The sequence below is a fragment of the Kosakonia sp. YIM B13571 genome, assembly GCF_042788095.1.
GTDB lineage: Bacteria > Pseudomonadota > Gammaproteobacteria > Enterobacterales > Enterobacteriaceae > Kosakonia > Kosakonia quasisacchari.
In genome coordinates, this window is record NZ_JBHZPL010000004.1 from 65,299 (window position 1) to 83,657 (window position 18,359).

Consider the following 18,359-nt stretch of genomic DNA (forward strand, 5'->3'; position numbering starts at 1 on the left):
TCAAATTATCAATTCTGCCCCCGGCAAACGCATTTTTATGATTGATGATAAAAACTATTCTCATTATCATTGGGTCAGTAGATTGTTTCTCCACTCCTTCGATGATGAACAGTGCGCCAGACGGCGCGTGATAACTCTTGGCTCGCAGCGAAAATAAGTAGGCTCTATGCAATTCTCTCCAGACAGTGCGTGGAAAATCACCGGTTTCTCTCAAGAAATAAGCCCGGCCTGGCGGCAGAAACTCCTGTCATTAGGGATGTTGCCCGGCTCCTCTTTTAATGTGGTACGCGTCGCGCCGCTGGGCGATCCTATTCATATTGAAACCCGCCGCGTTAATTTAGTGTTACGGAAGAAAGATCTCGCATTCCTCGAACTGGAAGCGGTTTCTCGTTAATCAGCCAGTCGTTATAAGAGCGGTAAGTAAAAATGAAAAAATTGACCATTGGCTTAATTGGTAACCCTAATTCTGGCAAGACAACGTTATTTAATCAGCTAACCGGCGCGCGTCAGCGTGTGGGAAACTGGTCCGGCGTAACCGTTGAGCGCAAAGAGGGCCAATTCAACACCACCGACAACCACGTTACGCTGGTCGATCTTCCTGGAACCTATTCGCTCACCACCATTTCCGCGCAAACCTCGCTGGATGAGCAGATCGCCTGCCACTACATTTTAAGCGGTGATGCCGATCTGGTGATTAATGTTGTCGATGCATCGAATCTTGAGCGCAACCTCTATCTGACGTTACAACTGCTGGAGCTTGGCGTACCGTGCATTATTGCGCTCAACATGCTGGATATTGCGGAAAAACAGAAAGTCCGCATTGATATCGATGGCCTTGCCGCGCGCCTGGGTTGTCCGGTGATCCCGCTGGTTTCCACTCGCGGTCGCGGGATTGAAGCGTTGAAAATGGCTGTCGACCGTCATCAACACAACGACAACGTTGAGCTGGTGCATTACGCCCAACCCCTCTCCCGCGAAGCAGACGCGCTGGCGCAGCAAATGACCGACGATGTGCCGTTGCAGCAGCGTCGCTGGATGGGCCTGCAAATGCTGGAAGGCGATATCTACAGCCGCGCCAACTCTGGCGTAAGCGAACAGCAACTGGATGCCTCACTCGCGCGCCTGGGAACGGAAATGGACGACCCCGCTCTGCATATTGCAGATGCACGTTACCAGTCGATTGCGGCGATTTGCGATACCGTCAGCAACACGCTGACTGCCGAGCCAAGCCAGTTCACCGCCGCAGTTGACCGCATCATCATTAACCGCTTTTTGGGTTTGCCGATCTTTTTGTTCGTCATGTACCTGATGTTTCTGTTTGCCATCAACATCGGCGGCGCATTCCAGCCCATTTTCGATGCGGGCTCGGTAGCCATATTTATTCATGGTATTCAGTGGCTGGGTTATACCCTGCACTTCCCGGAATGGCTGACCGTATTCCTGGCACAAGGCATTGGCGGCGGTGTAAACACCGTGCTGCCGCTGGTGCCGCAGCTCGGCATGATGTACCTGTTTATGTCCTTCCTTGAAGATTCCGGTTACATGGCACGCGCCGCGTTTGTAATGGATCGTCTGATGCAATCGCTGGGGCTGCCGGGCAAATCTTTCGTACCGCTGATTGTCGGTTTCGGCTGCAACGTACCGTCGGTGATGGGCGCGCGAACGTTAGACGCGCCGCGTGAACGTCTGATAACCATTATGATGGCGCCCTTTATGTCCTGCGGCGCGCGTCTGGCCATTTTCGCTGTTTTCGCTGCTGCCTTTTTCGGCCAGCAGGGAGCGCTCACCGTCTTCTCGCTGTATGTGATCGGTATCGTGATGGCGATCCTTACCGGCCTAGTGCTGAAACATACACTGTTGCGCGGTGAAGCATCGCCGTTTGTGATGGAACTGCCGGTGTACCACGTTCCGCATCTGAAAAGCCTGTTGCTGCAAACCTGGCAGCGCCTGAAAGGTTTTGTCATCCGCGCGGGTAAAGTGATTATCATCGTCAGCATTTTCCTCAGTGCGATGAACAGTTTTTCGCTGGATGGCCGCACCGTACACAAAATTGATGAATCCGCGCTGGCTTCTGTCAGTCGCGTATTTACTCCGCTGCTGGAGCCGATTGGTGTGCATGGCGATCACTGGCAAGCCACAGTGGGTCTTGTCACTGGCGCAATGGCGAAAGAGGTGGTCGTCGGTACGCTGAACTCGCTTTACACCGCGGAAAATATTGAGCATGAAGCCTTTAACCCAGCAGAATTTAGCCTGACGGATGAACTGATTGCCGCCCTGGAAGACACGGCGAAAAGCGTAAAAGAAACGTTCAGCCTGAGCGTGCTGGCGAACCCAATCGAAGCCAGCAAAGGCGATGGTGAAATGGCGACCGGCACCATGGGCGTGATGAGCGAAAAATTTGGCAGCGCGGCAGCCGCGTACAGCTACCTGATTTTTGTACTGCTTTACGTACCGTGCATCACCGCGATGGGTGCTATCGCCCGTGAATCCAGCCGTGGCTGGATGGGTTTCTCGGTACTGTGGGGGCTGAATATCGCCTACTCACTCGCCACACTCTTTTACCAAACAGCGACCTTCAGCGATCATCAGGTCTATAGTCTGACCTGCATTCTGGCGGTTCTTCTGTTTAACGTGGTGGTGATTAGCGCGCTTCGCCGCGCCAGAAGCCGGGTGGATGTCAATCTGCTGGCCACGCGCAAAACCGCCGCCAGCTGCTGCGACAGCCCGGCGGGCGATTGTCACTAAGGAGCAACAAAATGGCGTCGTTAATTGAAGTGCGCGACTTGTTGGCGTTGCAAGGCCGAATGGAGGCTCAGCAACTGAGCGCCGCATTACACACGCCGCGTGCAATGATCGACGCCATGCTCGATCGTATGGAAGCCATGGGCAAAGTGGTGCGTATTCAGGAAGAGGCTACCGGTTGTTTAACCGGTAGCTGCAAACAGTGCCCGGAAGGGAAAAGCGCCTGTTCCCGCGAATGGTGGGCGCTGCGTTAAACGAGCCTGGCTTTCAGCGCCAGCAACGCATCGCAGAATTCATCAGGGTGTGAAACAAACGGCGCATGTGCCGCTTTCGGGAAGATCAACGACTCGCTCTGCGGCCACATATCATCCAATAACGGGACGATTTTACGTGGCACCAACCCGTCAAGGCGGCCATACATACGCAAAAATGGCAGCGTCAGTCCACCAAGCGCTTCGCGTAAATCCACCGTTTTTAAAATCTCCAGCCCACCATTCAGTACTTCCGTTGGTGGCATCGGAAGCGACAGCACCGCATTTTTAAGCTGGCGAGCATCCTGCCTTGCGGTTTCGGTGCCGAGCGTCTGCAATGCCAGGAAACGCTCAACGGTACGCTGAAAATCCTCACTCAATTGCTGCTGGAAACCGGCCAGCACCGCTGGCTTGATACCTGCCCAATCCCCCTGCGCGCTAAAACAGGGCGATGAGGCAACCGTAACCAGCGCGCTGACGCGTTCGGGTGATTGCAACGCAATCTGGCTCGCCACCAAACCGCCCAGGCTCCAGCCCAGCCAAATTGCCTGCTGGGGCGCGTGAGATAACACAATTTCTGCCATCTGCGGCAGCGCCAGTGCGCCAAACCCTTCGCTTCTGCCATAGCCCGGCAAATCCACTAAATGCAGCGTAAATTGCGAACTCAGTTCCGGCGTAATGCAATCCCAGACCTGAGCATTCAGCCCCCATCCGTGCAGCAGCACAAGATGACAATTTCCCTCGCCTTTGGTTTGCCACCAGATGTTCTTCATCAGCTATCGTTCTCTTCTTTCACACAAGGAGGTGGCACATGCTAACAGTGCCGGGCTTATGCTGGCTATGTGGAATGCCATTGATGCTGAGCCAGTGGGGAATCTGTTCAAGCTGCACGCGCGTCATGAAAGTGCGCGAAAAAGTTTGCCCTTTGTGCGGTTTACCTGCCGCTCGCGACGACATGCTCTGCGGGCGCTGTCTGCAAAAACCACCGCCCTGGCAGCGGCTGATTGCCGTCAGCCGTTACGCGCCACCGCTTAGCCCGCTGGTGCAGCAGTTTAAATTTTTGCCTCGCCCGGAAATTGCCCGCGCGCTGGCACGTCTGCTGCTGTTAGCCGTGTTAAACGCGCGCCGCAGCGGGAACTGGCAGAGGCCGGATCTGATCCTCAGCGTACCGCTGCATGCACGTCGCCAGTGGCGCAGAGGGTTTAATCAAAGTGATCTGCTGTGCCGGGCGCTGACGCATTGGTTGCAATGCCCATACGCTTCCGTCGCGCTGCGCCGGGTGCGGGCAACGCCTGTTCAGCACCAACTCAACGCCCGTTTGCGCAAACAGAACCTGAAAAATGCCTTTCATCTTGAATTGCCGGTCGCTGGTCTCCATATCGTCGTGGTGGATGATGTCGTCACAACTGGCAGCACCGTTGCGGAAATCACCCGGCTGCTTTTACGCAGCGGCGCAGCAACTGTTCAGGTCTGGTGCCTGTGTCGAACCTTGTAGACCCTCGATGATGGGCGTATTATAACCAAGTAAAATAGTCAACTATTAGGCCATTGCTATGATCCGTATTTCCGACGCTGCCCAAGCGCACTTTGTCAAACTGTTGGCAAATCAGGAAGAAGGGACACAAATCCGCGTATTTGTGATTAACCCAGGCACGCCAAACGCTGAGTGCGGCGTCTCGTATTGCCCGCCGGACGCGGTTGAAGCCACCGACACCGCGCTGAAGTTTGAACAACTGGTTGCCTATGTCGATGAGCTGAGCGCGCCGTATCTGGAAGATGCGGAAATCGATTTTGTCACCGACCAGTTGGGTTCCCAGCTGACGCTGAAAGCGCCGAACGCCAAAATGCGTAAAGTATCCGACGACGCACCGCTGATGGAGCGCGTGGAGTATTTGCTGCAGTCACAAATCAACCCGCAACTGGCTGGTCACGGCGGTCGTGTTTCGCTGATGGAGATCACCGATGAAGGTTACGCCATCCTGCAGTTTGGCGGCGGCTGTAACGGTTGCTCCATGGTCGACGTCACGCTGAAAGAGGGTATCGAAAAGCAGCTGCTGACCGAGTTCCCGGAGCTGAAAGGCGTGCGCGATCTGACCGAGCACCAGCGCGGCGAGCACTCTTACTACTAAGCCTGCTTTCTGCTGTAGATTGCCCGGCGGCGTTCTGCTTGCCGGGTCTACAAAGTTACTCCTTGTGTTACCCGTATCTCCCTGCCCCTATTTCCCTTTTCCCTGGTGTTTAGTTTCCCGGCGTTAATATGACGCATGTCTCAGATCTTACATTTAGATCGCCAGAGTGATTCTCTTTTTATAGATGTTACCCGTATCATTCCTGTCAGCACCGACAACTTAAAAAACATCCGACTACAATTTTTAGCAATGGATGTCAGCCGCAACGGTGCCGCAGCTCGCTCTTTCCTCTTTCGGGAATTTTCAGCGGCTGCCAGAAACACTGACGTTACCCATAACAAATTAAAGGCCAGGTAAATCATGCCATTAGTCATTGTCGCTATCGGTGTTGCTCTCTTACTCCTGTTAATGATCCGCTTCAAACTGAACGGATTTATCGCTCTGATCCTCGTGGCGCTCGCCGTGGGGATGATGCAGGGCATGCCGCTCGATGCCGTTATTAAATCCATTAAAAATGGTGTCGGCGGTACGCTGGGCAGCCTTGCGCTGATCATGGGCTTTGGTGCCATGCTCGGCAAAATGCTGGCGGACTGCGGCGGTGCACAGCGCATTGCCACAACGCTTATTGAAAAGTTTGGTCGCCAATACATTCAATGGGCAGTAGTGCTGACCGGTTTTACCGTCGGTTTCGCGCTGTTCTATGAAGTTGGTTTCGTACTGCTGCTGCCGCTGGTATTCACCATCGCGGCGTCCGCGCGTATTCCGCTGCTGTATGTCGGTGTGCCGATGGCGGCAGCGCTGTCAGTGACGCACGGCTTCCTGCCTCCGCACCCTGGTCCAACGGCGATTGCGACCATTTTCCATGCTGATATGGGCAAAACGCTGCTCTACGGTACGCTGCTCGGTATCCCAACCGTGATCCTGGCTGGCCCGGTCTATGCACGTTTCCTGAAAAGCATTGATAAACCGATCCCGGAAGGTCTCTACAACGCGAAAACCTTCACTGAAGAAGAGATGCCGGGCTTTGGCGTCAGCGTCTGGACGTCACTGGTACCGGTAGTTCTGATGGCGCTGCGTGCGGTAGCAGAAATGCTGCTGCCGAAAGGCCACGCGCTGCTGCCTTACGCAGAGTTCTTCGGCGACCCGGTCATGGCCACCATGATTGCGGTGCTGATTGCCGTCTTCACTTTCGGTCTGAACCGTGGCCGTTCGATGGACGACATCAACGAAACGCTGACCAGCTCCATCAAAATCATCGCCATGATGCTGCTGATCATCGGCGGTGGCGGTGCGTTCAAACAGGTTCTGGTTGATAGCGGCGTAGATAAATACATCGCCTCAATGATGCATTCCACCAATCTCTCCCCGCTGTTTATGGCGTGGTCAATTGCCGCAGTGCTGCGTATTGCGCTGGGTTCCGCGACCGTTGCGGCAATCACCGCCGGTGGCATTGCGGCGCCGCTGATTGCCACCACAGGTGTGAGCCCGGAATTGATGGTGATTGCGGTCGGTTCCGGTAGCGTGATTTTCTCTCACGTTAACGATCCGGGTTTCTGGCTGTTCAAAGAGTATTTCAACCTGACCATCGGCGAGACCATGCGCTCCTGGTCGGCGCTGGAAACCATCATTTCCGTTTGCGGTCTGGTTGGCTGCCTGCTGTTGGGCATGGTGGTTTAATTCAGTCGCTGCACGTGAAAAGGCCCGGATAACCGGGCCTTTTTTTATTTCCGTTTTGCCGCCGTTTTGCGACGTCGGGCGAGATCTTTTAATAACTTATTGACCTTTTCATCGGCAAACATCGCCTCCAGCGACACCGCCAGCTTCCGCCGCCAGTTTTTATACTGATAGCTGGTGCCTGGAATATTTACCGGCCCGGCCATATCCAGCCAGTCTTCCGGTTGCAGCCCCAACAGCGCGCTGTTGCTGTCGGCGATATAACGCTGCATTCCACGATTGAGCACCGATGTCATTGGTGTACGTGAGGCTTTATGTCCGGCGCGCTGCGGCAAACAGCCGTACTGATGAAGCGCATCGAGCAGCCCCTGTTTCGCCAGTTCGCGATCCTGATACAAGCCGCGTAAAACAACCTCATCAGGATAAAGTCCCAACGTTTTACCGAGCGTCAAATCGACGCTTTCCCAGTAGCCGCGCAGCGTAGGGAGATCATGCGTTGTCGCCACCGCCATTGACTGTTGCGGATACGACTGCGGTGCGCGGAATGTTTTTTCATGATCGTTTTCGAAGTAGAGCACTTTGTAAGAGTAAACGCCGCTGCTGCGCAGTTTACCGACGATCTCCACCGGTACGGTCCCCAGATCTTCACCAATCACCATGCACTGATGACGCTGGCTTTCCAGCGCGAGAATCGCGAGCAAGTCATCGACTGGGTACTGCACATACGCGCCGTGATCCGCCGTTTCACCGTACGGGATCCACCACAGACGCAGCATCGACATCACATGATCAATACGCAGCGCACCGCAATTTTCCATGTTGGCACGCAGCAGATCGATAAATGGCGCATAAGCACGAGCGTGGATCACATGAGGATCCATCGGCGGTAGGCCCCAGTTTTGCCCCAGCGGGCCCAGAATATCTGGCGGCGCACCGACGGATGCCTTCAGGCAATACAGCTCGCGATCGCACCAGGTTTCTGCGCCACCTTCCGCAACACCCACCGCCAGGTCGCGGTACAGACCAATCGGCATCGCGTACCCCTGGCTGGTTTGCCAGCAATCGGCGAACTGGGTGTAAGCCAGCCATTGCAGCCACAGGTAGAAATTCACCTCATCCACATGCTCTTTGCAGAACGCTTTCACCTTTGGGCTATGCGTGTTCTGGAATCCTTCCGGCCACACCGGCCAGCCCCAGCGCAGCGCATCTTCCTTCACCTGATTGGCATGAATGGCATCGAACGCTGCTTGCCAGTAAAGGCTTTCACCTTCCTGCTGCACAAAGCGCTGAAACGCCACAACCTGCTCATCGCTCTCCGCGCGCTGGCGGAAGCGCAGCCACGCCATGCGCAACGCCTCCAGTTTCAGCGCTGTAACGGTGGCGTAATCCACCCACTGTGCATCACGGGCGGCTTGCAGCGTTTCGCGCGTCGTGGACAGGTTCCACCAGGCCTGCGCCTCTTCGCTGTCGCGGAAATCCGCCACCGCATTGACATCGATATAGATAACATTCAACCAGCGGCGCGATGACGGGCTGTACGGGCTGGCGCTCTCCGGGTTCGCCGGATAGAGCGCATGAATCGGGTTGAGCCCGATAAACGCGCCGCCGCGGCTAGCAACCTCGCCGAGCATCTTTTTCAGATCGCCGAAATCGCCAATCCCCCAGTTACTCTCAGAACGCAGGGTGTAGAGCTGCACACATGCGCCCCATAGTTTCTTACCGTCGAGCAGCGCCTGAGGTTCATAACAACGCGCCGGCGCGATAATCACCCGGCACTGCCAATGCTGATTTTTCTGCGTCACAGTTAGCGTGTGATAACCCAGCGGCAGACCAGTGGGCAGTGGCAAATTAGCACCACCGCGCGCGTCGCCCTGGTATTGCTTGCCCGTTTCCGTGGTGAGTTGCCATTGGAAATCACCTTTACCGACAACCGGCAGCACCTTTTTCTTGCCATGGATAAACACTTGCACCACTGGCACTGGTGGCGCGCTGACCGCCACCGCAGGCGCTGGATGCATTGCATCCAGCAAGCGCTGCTTGGTTTGTACGGTAATGGATTGCGGTTTACCGTGCGCATTGATGTAGTTTGGGCTGATCCCCGCCGCCAGCGCGGCCTGTTCCAGACGTTTACTCTCCATCGCCCTTCCTTAGCGTTTAGCCTGCCAGATACGGGTTTGATAATCGCGAATCGAACGGTCGGAGCTAAACATTCCGCAACGCGCAGTATTCAGGATCGCGGCGCGCGTCCAGGCTTCCTGGTCGCGGTAGAGCACATCGACACGTTTTTGCGCGGCCACGTAATCAGCGAAATCCGCCAGCACCAGATACGGGTCGCCGCCCTGTTTGCCGATACTGTGCAGCATCTGGTCGAATGCGTGTTTATCGCCATCGCTGTATTTACCGCTTTCCAGCTCTTTCAGCACCGCATCCAGAAGCTTGTCTTTTTTGCGCCACTTCAGCGGGTCGTAACCTTTCGCTTTCAGCGCCTTCACCTGCTCAACGGTGTTACCGAAGATAAAGATATTCTCCTCGCCCACCTGCTCGGCAATCTCGACGTTGGCACCGTCCAGCGTACCGACAGTCAACGCACCGTTCAGTGCCAGCTTCATGTTTCCGGTACCGGACGCCTCTTTACCGGCCGTGGAGATCTGCTCGGAAACATCCGCCGCCGGAATCAATTTTTCCGCCGCCGAGACACAGTAATCCGGCAGGAAGACAACCTTCAGTTTGTCGCCAATGCTGGCGTCGTGATTAATCACTTCCGCCACTTTATTGATGGCAAAGATGATGTTTTTCGCCAAGTAGTAACCCGGCGCGGCTTTCGCGCCAAACAGGAACACGCGCGGCACGCGGTCGGCTTGCGGGTTTTCGCGGATCTCTTTATACAGCGCGATGATATGCAGCAAACCAAGATGCTGGCGTTTGTACTCGTGCAAGCGCTTGATTTGAATATCGAACAGCGCCTGCGGGTTAATGTCTATGCCGGTACGCGCTTTCACAAACGCTGCCAGTTGCTGTTTGTTGTGCTGCTTAATCTCGCGGTACTGTTTGCGAAACGCCGCATCGTCGGCGTATTTCTCCAGGTTAATCAACTGGTCGAGATCGTTGGCCCACTCTTTTTTCAGCGTCTTATCAAGCAGCGCAGCCAGTTGCGGGTTGCACTGTTTGATCCAGCGGCGTGGGGTGATGCCATTGGTGACGTTATGGAATTTGCCCGGCCACAGTTGGTGGTATTCCGGGAACAGGTCTTTCACCACCAGATCCGAGTGCAGCGCCGCAACACCGTTGACCGCAAAACCGCCGACCACGCACAGGTTCGCCATGCGCACCTGTTTGTGATGCACGACCGCCAGCTTCGCCCACACCGCTTTGTCGCCCGGCCAGGTTTGCTCGACCAGCACTTTAAATTTGTCGTTAATCTGCTTAATGATTTGCATATGGCGCGGCAGCAGCGCTTTCACCAGCGTTTCGTCCCAGCACTCCAGCGCTTCAGGCATTAACGTATGGTTGGTATAGGCGAAAGTGCGGCTGGTGATCGCCCACGCATCATCCCAGCTCAGTTGATGTTCATCGAGCAATACCCGCAGCAGCTCAGGAATGGCGATGGTCGGATGCGTATCGTTCAGTTGAATAACTTCATAGTCCGGCAGTTGCGCCAACTTGCGCCCCGCAAGATGATGGCGGCGCAGAATATCGGCTATCGAACAGGCACACTGGAAATATTGCTGCATCAGACGCAGCTTTTTGCCCGCCTGATGGTTGTCATTCGGGTAGAGCACTTTGGTGAGCTTTTCCGCATCAATACCGGTTTGTTCGGCACGCAGAAAATCGCCATCGTTAAATTTGGTAAGGTTAAACGGGTGCGCGTGCGTCGCCTGCCACAGGCGCAGTGGCTGTGTTACGCCATTGCGATAGCCGATGACTGGCAGATCCCAGGCTTCACCAATCAACGTAAAAGCGGGTTGCCAGTGCCCTTCTTTGCTGACTTTACCGCCAATCCCAACTTGCACGTCCAGTTGTTCGTTATGGCTAAACCATGGGTAGCTGCGGCGGTGCCAGTCGTCCGGCGCTTCGTGTTGTTGCCCGTCAACAAAAGACTGGCGGAACAAACCGTATTGATAGTTCAGACCGTAACCGGTGGCCGACTGACCAACGGTGGCCATCGAATCGAGGAAGCAAGCCGCCAGGCGTCCTAAACCGCCGTTGCCGAGCGCCGGATCGATCTCCTCTTCCAGCAGGTCGGTCAAATTAATGTTGTGGTGTTGCAGCACCTCGCCGACACCCTGATACCAGCCCAAATTCAACAAATTGTTGCCGGTCAGGCGACCAATCAAAAACTCCATGGAGATATAGTTGACGTGACGCTGCTTTTTCGCCGCTTTGGGTGCGGGCTGCGCCGCCAACAATTCCGCCAGCGCACCGCTGACCGCTTGCCACCATTGATGGGTTGTCATGTCATTCGCGGCCTGAACCCCAAAACGCTGCCACTGGCGCGTAAGAGCCGTTTCAAATTCCGCTTTATTAAACGTTGGCTTTGACATAAAGAATCCGGGTCCTGTAATGAAGTAGATCGACGTTTGCGATAGTGTGCCTGGCTCAACAGGTGACTTCCTCATCCTGCCAGGGATTAGCCGGGGAGGAGTGGCGGGGATGAGCGAAAAGTGTGATCGCCGCCACCTAAAGGTAGCGTCTTTTTTGAACATTATTCAATCAAAAAAGCAGCAACAAAGCATGAGAAATTCATCCTGCTTGCAGGAAAAATGAAATGACGTTTCGGAGAGAATAAGTATTGCTGACCAGTGAAAATTTGGCGAAATAATATTTCGGTGAATGGAATTGTTCGTTTTTTGCTATTTGTGCGTTTATGTCAGCCAATGTCTTAATATTTCTAATAAAGACCTTATAGTTGCCGATTGTATTACGAATCCTTGCCGCCGTAGCCCGCCAGTCCTGCTTCCTCGCCTTTTGCCATTATTGTGCTTTATTTATTCGCGACATAAATAGAAATGTGACATGGTGCAAATTCACAATCGCCAGATTCGGACATAACTTGCAATATTTCTTCATCTGGCCGACCTTATTACTATTAATTACGAAGCGCAAAAAAAATCGCCCCCTCCGTTTTTTCGCACAGTGAAGTGATAACTATGTTGATTCCGTCCAAATTAAGTCGCCCGGTTCGTCTCGACCACACGGTGGTTCGGGAACGGCTGCTGGCTAAACTTTCCGGCGCCAACAATTATCGGCTTGCGCTGGTAACCAGCCCTGCGGGTTACGGCAAAACCACGCTCATTTCACAGTGGGCAGCAGGTAAGAACGACGTTGGCTGGTACTCGCTGGATGAAGGAGACAACCAGCAAGAACGATTTGCCAGCTATTTTATTGCCGCCGTTCAGCAGGCGACGGGCGGGCACTGCGTCAGCAGTGAAATGATGGCGCAAAAGCGCCAGTACGCCAGCCTGCCGTCGCTCTTTTCACAGCTATTTATTGAGCTGACCGAATGGCAGCGCCCGTTGTATCTGGTGATCGATGATTACCATCTCGTCACCAACCCGGTGATCCACGATGCGATGCGCTTTTTCTTACGCCATCAGCCAGAAAACCTGACGCTGATTGTGCTGTCGCGCAACTTGCCGCAGTTAGGCATCGCTAATTTACGTGTGCGCGAGCAGTTACTGGAAATTGGCAGCCACCAGCTTGCCTTTACCCACCAGGAAGCCAAACAGTTCTTCGACTGTCGCCTGACCTCCCCTATTGAAGCGGCAGAGAGCAGCCGCCTGTGTGACGACGTAGCCGGTTGGGCAACAGCACTCCAGCTTATCGCGCTTTCCGCCCGGCAAAACCACAGCGCTCCACATCAGTCTGCGCGTCGCCTGGCGGGCATTAACGCCACCCATTTATCGGATTATCTGGTTGATGAAGTGCTGGATAATGTCGATGTCGATACCCGTCATTTCCTGCTCAAAAGCGCGCTGCTGCGTTCTATGAACGACGCGCTGATTGTGCGCGTGACCGGCGAAGAGAACGGACAGATGCGGCTGGAAGAGATTGAGCGCCAGGGCCTGTTCCTGCAACGGATGGACGATTCCGGCGAATGGTTTAGCTACCACCCGCTGTTTGGCAGCTTCCTGCGCCAGCGTTGCCAGTGGGAACTGGCGACAGAATTACCGGATATTCACCGCGCGGCAGCGGAGAGTTGGATGGCGCAAGGCTTCCCGAGCGAGGCCATTCACCATGCGCTGGCGGCGGGCGATGGCATTATGCTGCGCGATATTCTGCTGCATCACGCCTGGGGGCTCTTTAACCACAGCGAGCTGAGCGTGCTGGAAGAGTCGCTAAAAGCGCTGCCGTGGGAAAGCCTGCTGGAAAACCCTCGCCTGGTGCTGCTGCAAGCCTGGCTGATGCAAAGCCAGCACCGCTACAGTGAAGTGAATACCCTTTTGGCGCGCGCTGAACAGGAGATGACCACGCAAATGGACGCCTCGCTGCACGGTGATTTCAATGCCTTGCGCGCGCAGGTGGCTATCAACGATGGTGACCCGGTGGAAGCCGAACGGCTGGCGATGGTGGCGCTTGAAGAGTTGCCGCTGGCAAATTACTACAGCCGCATAGTGGCCACCTCGGTCCACGGCGAAGTGCTGCACTGCAAAGGCGAGCTGACCAATTCGCTGTCGGTCATGCAGCAAACCGAGCAGATGGCGCGTCGCCATGATGTCTGGCACTACGCGTTGTGGAGCCTTATTCAGCAAAGCGAAATTCTGTTCGCCCAGGGCTTCCTGCAAGCCGCCTGGGAGATGCAAGAGAAGGCGTTCTCGCTTATCCGTGAACAGCATCTTGAACAGCTGCCGATGCATGAATTTTTGCTGCGCATCCGCGCGCAACTGTTGTGGGCGTGGGCAAGGCTGGACGAGTCCGAAGCAGCGGCGCGCCAGGGTATGGAGGTGCTTTCCGCTCTGCAACCGCAGCAACAATTGCAGTGTCTGGCGTTGCTGGTGCAAAACTCGCTGGCGCGCGGCGATCTGGATAATGCCCGCAGCCACCTGCACCGGCTGGAAAATTTACTCGGCAATGGTCAATACCATAGCGACTGGGTATCAAACGCCGACAAAGTGCGGGTGATCTACTGGCAAATGACCGGCGATAAAAAAGCGGCCGCCCAGTGGCTGCGCCAGACGCCTAAACCTGAATTTGCCAATAACCATTTTCTGCAAAGCCAGTGGCGTAATATTGCCCGCGCGCAGATTCTGCTCGGTGATTTCGACCCGGCGGAGATGGTGCTTGAAGAGTTAAACGAAAATGCCCGCAGCCTGCGACTGATGAGCGATATCAACCGCAACCTGCTGCTGTTGAACCAGCTTTACTGGCAGGCGGGACGTAAAAATGACGCGCAGCGGGTGTTGCTTGAGGCATTGCAACTGGCTAACCGCACCGGGTTTATCAGCCACTTCGTGATTGAAGGTGAAGCAATGGCGCAGCAATTGCGTCAGTTAATTCAGCTTAATACGCTGCCGGAACTGGATCAGCATCGCGCCCAGCGTATTTTGCGCGATATCAATCAGCATCACCGTCACAAGTTCGCGCATTTTGATGAGAACTTTGTCGAACGGCTGCTAACTCACCCTGAAGTACCGGAATTGATCCGCACCAGCCCGCTGACCCAGCGCGAGTGGCAGGTGCTGGGGCTGATTTATTCTGGCTACAGCAATGAACAGATTGCGGGCGAGCTGGCCGTCGCGGCGACGACCATTAAAACCCATATCCGCAATCTCTATCAGAAGCTCGGCGTCGCCCATCGCCAGGATGCGGTTCAGCATGCGCAGCAGCTTTTGAAGATAATGGGTTACGGGGTGTAAAAACCGCCGAAAGGCGGTTTAACACAACTCCAGTTGCACGTTGTTGCTGGTAATCACCTGCACCACGCTTGCAGGTGGCATTGTATCGGTGTAAACCGCGTCCACCATGCTGATACTGCCCATATTGACCATCGCGTTACGACCAAACTTCGAGTGATCCACCACCAGCATCACATGGCGCGAGTTTTCAATGATCGCCCGTTTGGTACGTACTTCATGGTAATCAAACTCCAGTAATGAGCCATCCGCATCAATGCCGCTAATGCCGAGGATGCCGAAATCGAGGCGGAATTGAGAGATAAAATCGAGCGTCGCCTCGCCCACAATGCCGCCGTCCCGACTGCGAAGCTCGCCGCCCGCCAGAATCACCCGAAAGTCGTCTTTTTTCATTAATGTATTGGCGACGTTCAGGTTGTTGGTGACGATGCGTAAATCACTGTGGTTGAGCAGCGCATGAGCGACCGCTTCCGGCGTGGTGCCAATATCAATAAAGAGCGTGGCGCCGTTGGGAATTTGTTCTGCCACTTTGCGGGCAATACGTTCTTTTTCCGCCGTTTGTGTCGCTTTGCGATCGTGCCAGGAGGTGTTTTCCGAGCTTGATGGCAACGCCGCACCACCGTGATGACGCAAAATTTTATTCTGATCCGCCAGATCGTTCAGATCGCGGCGAATCGTTTGTGGACTAACGGAAAATTGCTCGACTAACTCTTCGGTACTGACGTATCCCTGCTGTTTAACCAGTTCAATAATTGCGTCATGACGCTGTGTTTGTTTCATGAATTGTCCCTGGATAATTATGTTCGTTTTCGCACATTTCTTGTGTCGACCAGCGCCATCGCCAGCCCAATCACCATCCCCGCCGTGTGTGCGCCGTTAGCAATCGCGAAGCCGGTCAAACCGAACCACTCCGCTATCATCAGCACCACCGTGAAGATAAACAATCCGTTAGGTAACGCAATCTGCGATTCCGGGTCGCGTATACCGCGCAGCCAGGCATAGCCAATTAGCGCGTAAACCACGCCGGATAAGCCGCCAAACCACGGGCCGGTAAGCTGGTGCTGCACAAAACCGCTCAATAAGGCGCTAATGAGGGTAATGACCACCAATTTTCCGGTGCCCAGCCGTTTTTCAACCATGCCGCCAAGATACCACCACCAGAAAAGGTTGAAGATGATGTGCACCAGCGAAAAGTGCATTATCGCATGGGTAAAGTAGCGCCAGACTTCAAACTGCACGCTTGCATCCCACGGCCAGGCAAGCCACATCATTACCGTTTGATCGCCGATGATGTTCATCATCACAAACACAACAATGCACAGCGCCGACATCAGCAGCGTTAATGGCCCGCCACGCTCACGCAGCGCCGCCCGCAAGGGAAAGCGGCGATAGTGCAAGCCACTATCGATTTGGCCGGATTGCCAGCTCGCCGCCAGGTAACGCGGGTCGCCAGGGTTTTCCATAAAACGCGCCAGTTCGCTGCGTACGCGTTCTGCCTGGCTTTCATCTGCCAGCCAGACATCGCTTTGCTGATGGTGTTGAAGAGTGAGGATCACACCCTGGGTCTGCATATAGTCCACAAACGCCTGGGCGACGCGAGGGTTGGAAAAAGAGGTAATCATCAACATGGCAGGCGTCGTTTAGTCCCTACAAAAAAAGACAGTATACCGAAGACGAGCGTAATGCCTACAGCGCACCGTGCATCACTTCTGACGGAAAGTGCCGATGCCAGGCGTCGAAACCGCCGTCCACGCTGTAGACCTGATCGTAGCCCTGCTGCAACAGATATTGCGCAGCGCCTTTACTGCTGTTGCCGTGATAGCACATCACCATCACCGGCGTGTCGAAGTCGTTATCACGCATAAACGCGCCCAGCGTGTCGTTGGTTAAATGAAACGCGCCTGGCGTATGGCCCATCGCAAAGCTCTGCGGATCGCGAATATCCACCAGTACGGCCTGTTGCTGGTGCAATTTTTGGTGGGCTTCTTCTACGTTAATACACTCAAAGTGATCCATGACGTTCTCTTAATTGACACAATAAATGGCTATCCTGCCGTCAAGTGTACGTCGTGACGGCGGGTTAGCGCCATTATGTTATGCATATCACTCTAAATTGTTTTTTTGATGTTACCAAAGGCGCGTTCCTTTGCTATCATGAGCGATATCGAACATTTTTGAGCTATAACGAAAGTGCATGAGGACAGCATGGAAACCAAAGATCTGATTGTGATAGGCGGGGGCATTAATGGTGCCGGTATCGCGGTTGACGCCGCAGGGCGTGGTTTATCCGTGCTGATGCTGGAAGCACAGGATCTCGCCTGCGCGACATCCAGCAACAGCTCCAAATTGATTCACGGCGGCCTGCGCTACCTTGAACACTACGAATTCCGCCTGGTGAGCGAAGCGCTGGCCGAGCGCGAAGTGCTGCTGAAAATGGCACCGCACATCGCTTTCCCGATGCGTTTTCGTCTGCCGCATCGCCCGCACCTGCGCCCGGCGTGGATGATCCGCATTGGTCTGTTTATGTACGATCACCTGGGTAAACGCACCAGTTTGCCAGCGTCCAGCGGTTTGCGTTTTGGCGCAGAATCGGTGCTGAAACCGGAAATCGTGCGCGGTTTCGAATATTCCGACTGCTGGGTGGACGATGCGCGTCTGGTGTTGGCCAATGCGCAGATGGTGGAACAAAAAGGCGGTAAAGTGATGACCCGCACCCGCGCAACCAGCGCACGCCGCGAAAACGGCATGTGGATTGTTGAAGCGGAAGATATCGATACCGGAGAAAAATTCAGCTGGCAGGCGCGCGGCCTGGTTAATGCCACCGGCCCATGGGTGAAAGAATTCTTCGATGACGGCATGCATCTGCCATCCCCGTACGGCATCCGCCTGATCAAAGGCAGCCATATTGTGGTACCGCGCGCGCACGCGCAAAAACAGGCGTATATCCTGCAAAACGAAGACAAACGTATTGTGTTCGTTATTCCGTGGATGGATGAGTTTTCGATTATCGGCACCACGGACGTGGAATATAAAGGCGATCCGAAGCACGTTGAGATCGACGAAAACGAGATCAACTACCTGCTGAAAGTCTATAACGGTCACTTCAAGAAACAGCTGACCCGCGAGGACATTGTCTGGACCTACTCAGGCGTACGTCCGCTGTGTGATGACGAATCCGATTCGCCGCAGGCCATCACCCGCGACTATACGCTGGATATCCACGACGAAAACGGCAAAGCGCCGCTGCTGTCAGTGTTTGGCGGCAAGTTGACCACTTACCGCAAGCTGGCTGAACATGCGCTGGAAAAACTGACGCCGTACTACAAAGGTATTGGCCCGGCGTGGACGAAAAGCTGCGTGCTGCCTGGCGGAGATATTGCGGGCGACCGCGATGATTACGCCGCCAAATTGCGCCGCCGTTATCCGTTTATCAGCGAATCGCTGGCGCGCCATTATGCCCGCACTTACGGCAGCAACAGCGAGCTGATACTGGCGAATGCCACCAGCCTTGAAGAGTTAGGCGAGCATTTTGGTCACGAATTGTATGAAGCCGAATTGCGTTACCTGGTCGAGCACGAATGGGTCAGACGCCTGGACGACGCTATCTGGCGCCGCACCAAACTCGGCATGTGGCTGAATGCGGAAGAGCAGTCACGCGTGGCGCAATGGCTAACGCGTCATCATAAAGCGGAACTGTCGCTGGCGTCGTAACA

The 18,359-nt window shown here is 54.8% G+C and carries 15 protein-coding genes; 9 read left to right on the forward strand and 6 right to left on the reverse strand.

Annotated features, from left to right (window positions below; all coding sequences use genetic code 11):
* Positions 1-166: 166 nt before the first annotated feature.
* Genes feoA through feoC form a run of 3 tightly spaced genes read left to right on the forward strand, consistent with a single transcriptional unit; the run spans position 167 to position 2,996 of the window.
* A complete protein-coding gene (feoA, locus tag ACFX4O_RS11895; protein ID WP_017459530.1) occupies positions 167-394 on the forward strand; it encodes a ferrous iron transporter A in 228 nt (75 codons plus the stop codon).
* Between the two features lie 32 nt (positions 395-426).
* Positions 427-2,745 (forward strand): Fe(2+) transporter permease subunit FeoB, encoded by a 2,319-nt coding sequence (gene feoB, locus ACFX4O_RS11900; RefSeq protein ID WP_131411923.1) that lies wholly within the window; start codon positions 427-429, stop codon positions 2,743-2,745.
* Positions 2,746-2,756: 11 nt separating this feature from the next.
* Entirely contained in the window at positions 2,757-2,996 is a 240-nt protein-coding gene (gene feoC / locus ACFX4O_RS11905) for a [Fe-S]-dependent transcriptional repressor FeoC (protein WP_380209768.1), read from the forward strand.
* On the opposite strand, the gene bioH is transcribed toward feoC, so the two are convergent.
* The gene (gene bioH / locus ACFX4O_RS11910; RefSeq protein ID WP_380209766.1) at positions 2,993-3,766 is read right to left on the reverse strand and encodes a pimeloyl-ACP methyl ester esterase BioH; all 774 of its coding nucleotides are present in this window, start codon (positions 3,764-3,766) and stop codon (positions 2,993-2,995) included. The two genes, feoC and bioH, sit on opposite strands and share 4 nt — an antisense overlap.
* A gap of 38 nt (positions 3,767-3,804) precedes the next feature.
* Between bioH and gntX the strand changes: the two genes are divergently transcribed.
* From gntX to gntT, 4 genes are all read left to right on the forward strand, one after another.
* Positions 3,805-4,488, forward strand: coding sequence for a DNA utilization protein GntX (gene gntX / locus ACFX4O_RS11915; RefSeq protein ID WP_380209765.1), 684 nt, complete (start codon positions 3,805-3,807; stop codon positions 4,486-4,488).
* Between the two features lie 58 nt (positions 4,489-4,546).
* Positions 4,547-5,122 carry a Fe-S biogenesis protein NfuA gene (nfuA, locus tag ACFX4O_RS11920; protein ID WP_131411915.1) on the forward strand — a complete coding sequence of 192 codons (576 nt, stop codon included), beginning with the start codon at positions 4,547-4,549 and terminating at the stop codon, positions 5,120-5,122.
* Positions 5,123-5,257: 135 nt separating this feature from the next.
* Positions 5,258-5,479: a hypothetical protein gene (locus ACFX4O_RS11925; protein WP_380221816.1), complete on the forward strand. Its 222-nt coding sequence runs from the start codon at positions 5,258-5,260 to the stop codon at positions 5,477-5,479.
* Between the two features lie 3 nt (positions 5,480-5,482).
* Complete coding sequence (gene gntT / locus ACFX4O_RS11930; protein ID WP_380209762.1) at positions 5,483-6,799, forward strand: gluconate transporter; 1,317 nt, start codon at positions 5,483-5,485, stop codon at positions 6,797-6,799.
* Positions 6,800-6,843: 44 nt separating this feature from the next.
* Here gntT and malQ read toward each other — a convergent pair whose 3' ends face one another.
* Together malQ and malP are read right to left on the reverse strand one after the other, a co-directional pair.
* Positions 6,844-8,934: a 4-alpha-glucanotransferase gene (gene malQ / locus ACFX4O_RS11935; protein ID WP_380209760.1), complete on the reverse strand. Its 2,091-nt coding sequence runs from the start codon at positions 8,932-8,934 to the stop codon at positions 6,844-6,846.
* Positions 8,935-8,943: 9 nt separating this feature from the next.
* Positions 8,944-11,337, reverse strand: a complete 2,394-nt coding sequence (gene malP, locus ACFX4O_RS11940) for a maltodextrin phosphorylase (RefSeq protein WP_380209758.1) — start codon at positions 11,335-11,337, stop codon at positions 8,944-8,946.
* Between the two features lie 606 nt (positions 11,338-11,943).
* On the opposite strand from malP, the gene malT reads away from it, so the two are divergent.
* Positions 11,944-14,649, forward strand: a complete 2,706-nt coding sequence (malT, locus tag ACFX4O_RS11945) for an HTH-type transcriptional regulator MalT (protein ID WP_380209756.1) — start codon at positions 11,944-11,946, stop codon at positions 14,647-14,649.
* Between the two features lie 18 nt (positions 14,650-14,667).
* Here malT and ACFX4O_RS11950 read toward each other — a convergent pair whose 3' ends face one another.
* From ACFX4O_RS11950 to glpE, 3 genes are read right to left on the reverse strand one after another with little or no spacing between them, the layout of a single operon-like run.
* The gene (locus ACFX4O_RS11950) at positions 14,668-15,426 is read right to left on the reverse strand and encodes a DeoR/GlpR family transcriptional regulator (RefSeq protein WP_017459542.1); all 759 of its coding nucleotides are present in this window, start codon (positions 15,424-15,426) and stop codon (positions 14,668-14,670) included.
* A gap of 17 nt (positions 15,427-15,443) precedes the next feature.
* On the reverse strand, positions 15,444-16,274 hold the full coding sequence (glpG, locus tag ACFX4O_RS11955) for a rhomboid family intramembrane serine protease GlpG (protein ID WP_131411905.1): 831 nt from the start codon (positions 16,272-16,274) through the stop codon (positions 15,444-15,446).
* 58 nt (positions 16,275-16,332) lie between these two features.
* Positions 16,333-16,662 (reverse strand): thiosulfate sulfurtransferase GlpE, encoded by a 330-nt coding sequence (gene glpE / locus ACFX4O_RS11960; RefSeq protein WP_131411903.1) that lies wholly within the window; start codon positions 16,660-16,662, stop codon positions 16,333-16,335.
* A gap of 189 nt (positions 16,663-16,851) precedes the next feature.
* Here glpE and glpD point away from each other — a divergent pair, with 189 nt between their 5' ends.
* On the forward strand, positions 16,852-18,357 hold the full coding sequence (gene glpD / locus ACFX4O_RS11965) for a glycerol-3-phosphate dehydrogenase (RefSeq protein WP_380209754.1): 1,506 nt from the start codon (positions 16,852-16,854) through the stop codon (positions 18,355-18,357).
* Positions 18,358-18,359: the final 2 nt, after the last annotated feature.

Coding starts and splice junctions, on each gene's coding strand:
- glpD (WP_380209754.1), top strand. CDS start 16,852: ATGGAAACCAAAGATCTGATTGTGATAGGCGGGGGCATTAATGGTGCC.
- malT (WP_380209756.1), top strand. CDS start 11,944: ATGTTGATTCCGTCCAAATTAAGTCGCCCGGTTCGTCTCGACCACACG.
- ACFX4O_RS11950 (WP_017459542.1), bottom strand. CDS start 15,426: ATGAAACAAACACAGCGTCATGACGCAATTATTGAACTGGTTAAACAG.
- nfuA (WP_131411915.1), top strand. CDS start 4,547: ATGATCCGTATTTCCGACGCTGCCCAAGCGCACTTTGTCAAACTGTTG.
- ACFX4O_RS11925 (WP_380221816.1), top strand. CDS start 5,258: ATGTCTCAGATCTTACATTTAGATCGCCAGAGTGATTCTCTTTTTATA.
- malQ (WP_380209760.1), bottom strand. CDS start 8,934: ATGGAGAGTAAACGTCTGGAACAGGCCGCGCTGGCGGCGGGGATCAGC.
- feoB (WP_131411923.1), top strand. CDS start 427: ATGAAAAAATTGACCATTGGCTTAATTGGTAACCCTAATTCTGGCAAG.
- glpG (WP_131411905.1), bottom strand. CDS start 16,274: ATGTTGATGATTACCTCTTTTTCCAACCCTCGCGTCGCCCAGGCGTTT.
- glpE (WP_131411903.1), bottom strand. CDS start 16,662: ATGGATCACTTTGAGTGTATTAACGTAGAAGAAGCCCACCAAAAATTG.
- gntT (WP_380209762.1), top strand. CDS start 5,483: ATGCCATTAGTCATTGTCGCTATCGGTGTTGCTCTCTTACTCCTGTTA.
- bioH (WP_380209766.1), bottom strand. CDS start 3,766: ATGAAGAACATCTGGTGGCAAACCAAAGGCGAGGGAAATTGTCATCTT.
- gntX (WP_380209765.1), top strand. CDS start 3,805: ATGCTAACAGTGCCGGGCTTATGCTGGCTATGTGGAATGCCATTGATG.
- feoA (WP_017459530.1), top strand. CDS start 167: ATGCAATTCTCTCCAGACAGTGCGTGGAAAATCACCGGTTTCTCTCAA.
- feoC (WP_380209768.1), top strand. CDS start 2,757: ATGGCGTCGTTAATTGAAGTGCGCGACTTGTTGGCGTTGCAAGGCCGA.
- malP (WP_380209758.1), bottom strand. CDS start 11,337: ATGTCAAAGCCAACGTTTAATAAAGCGGAATTTGAAACGGCTCTTACG.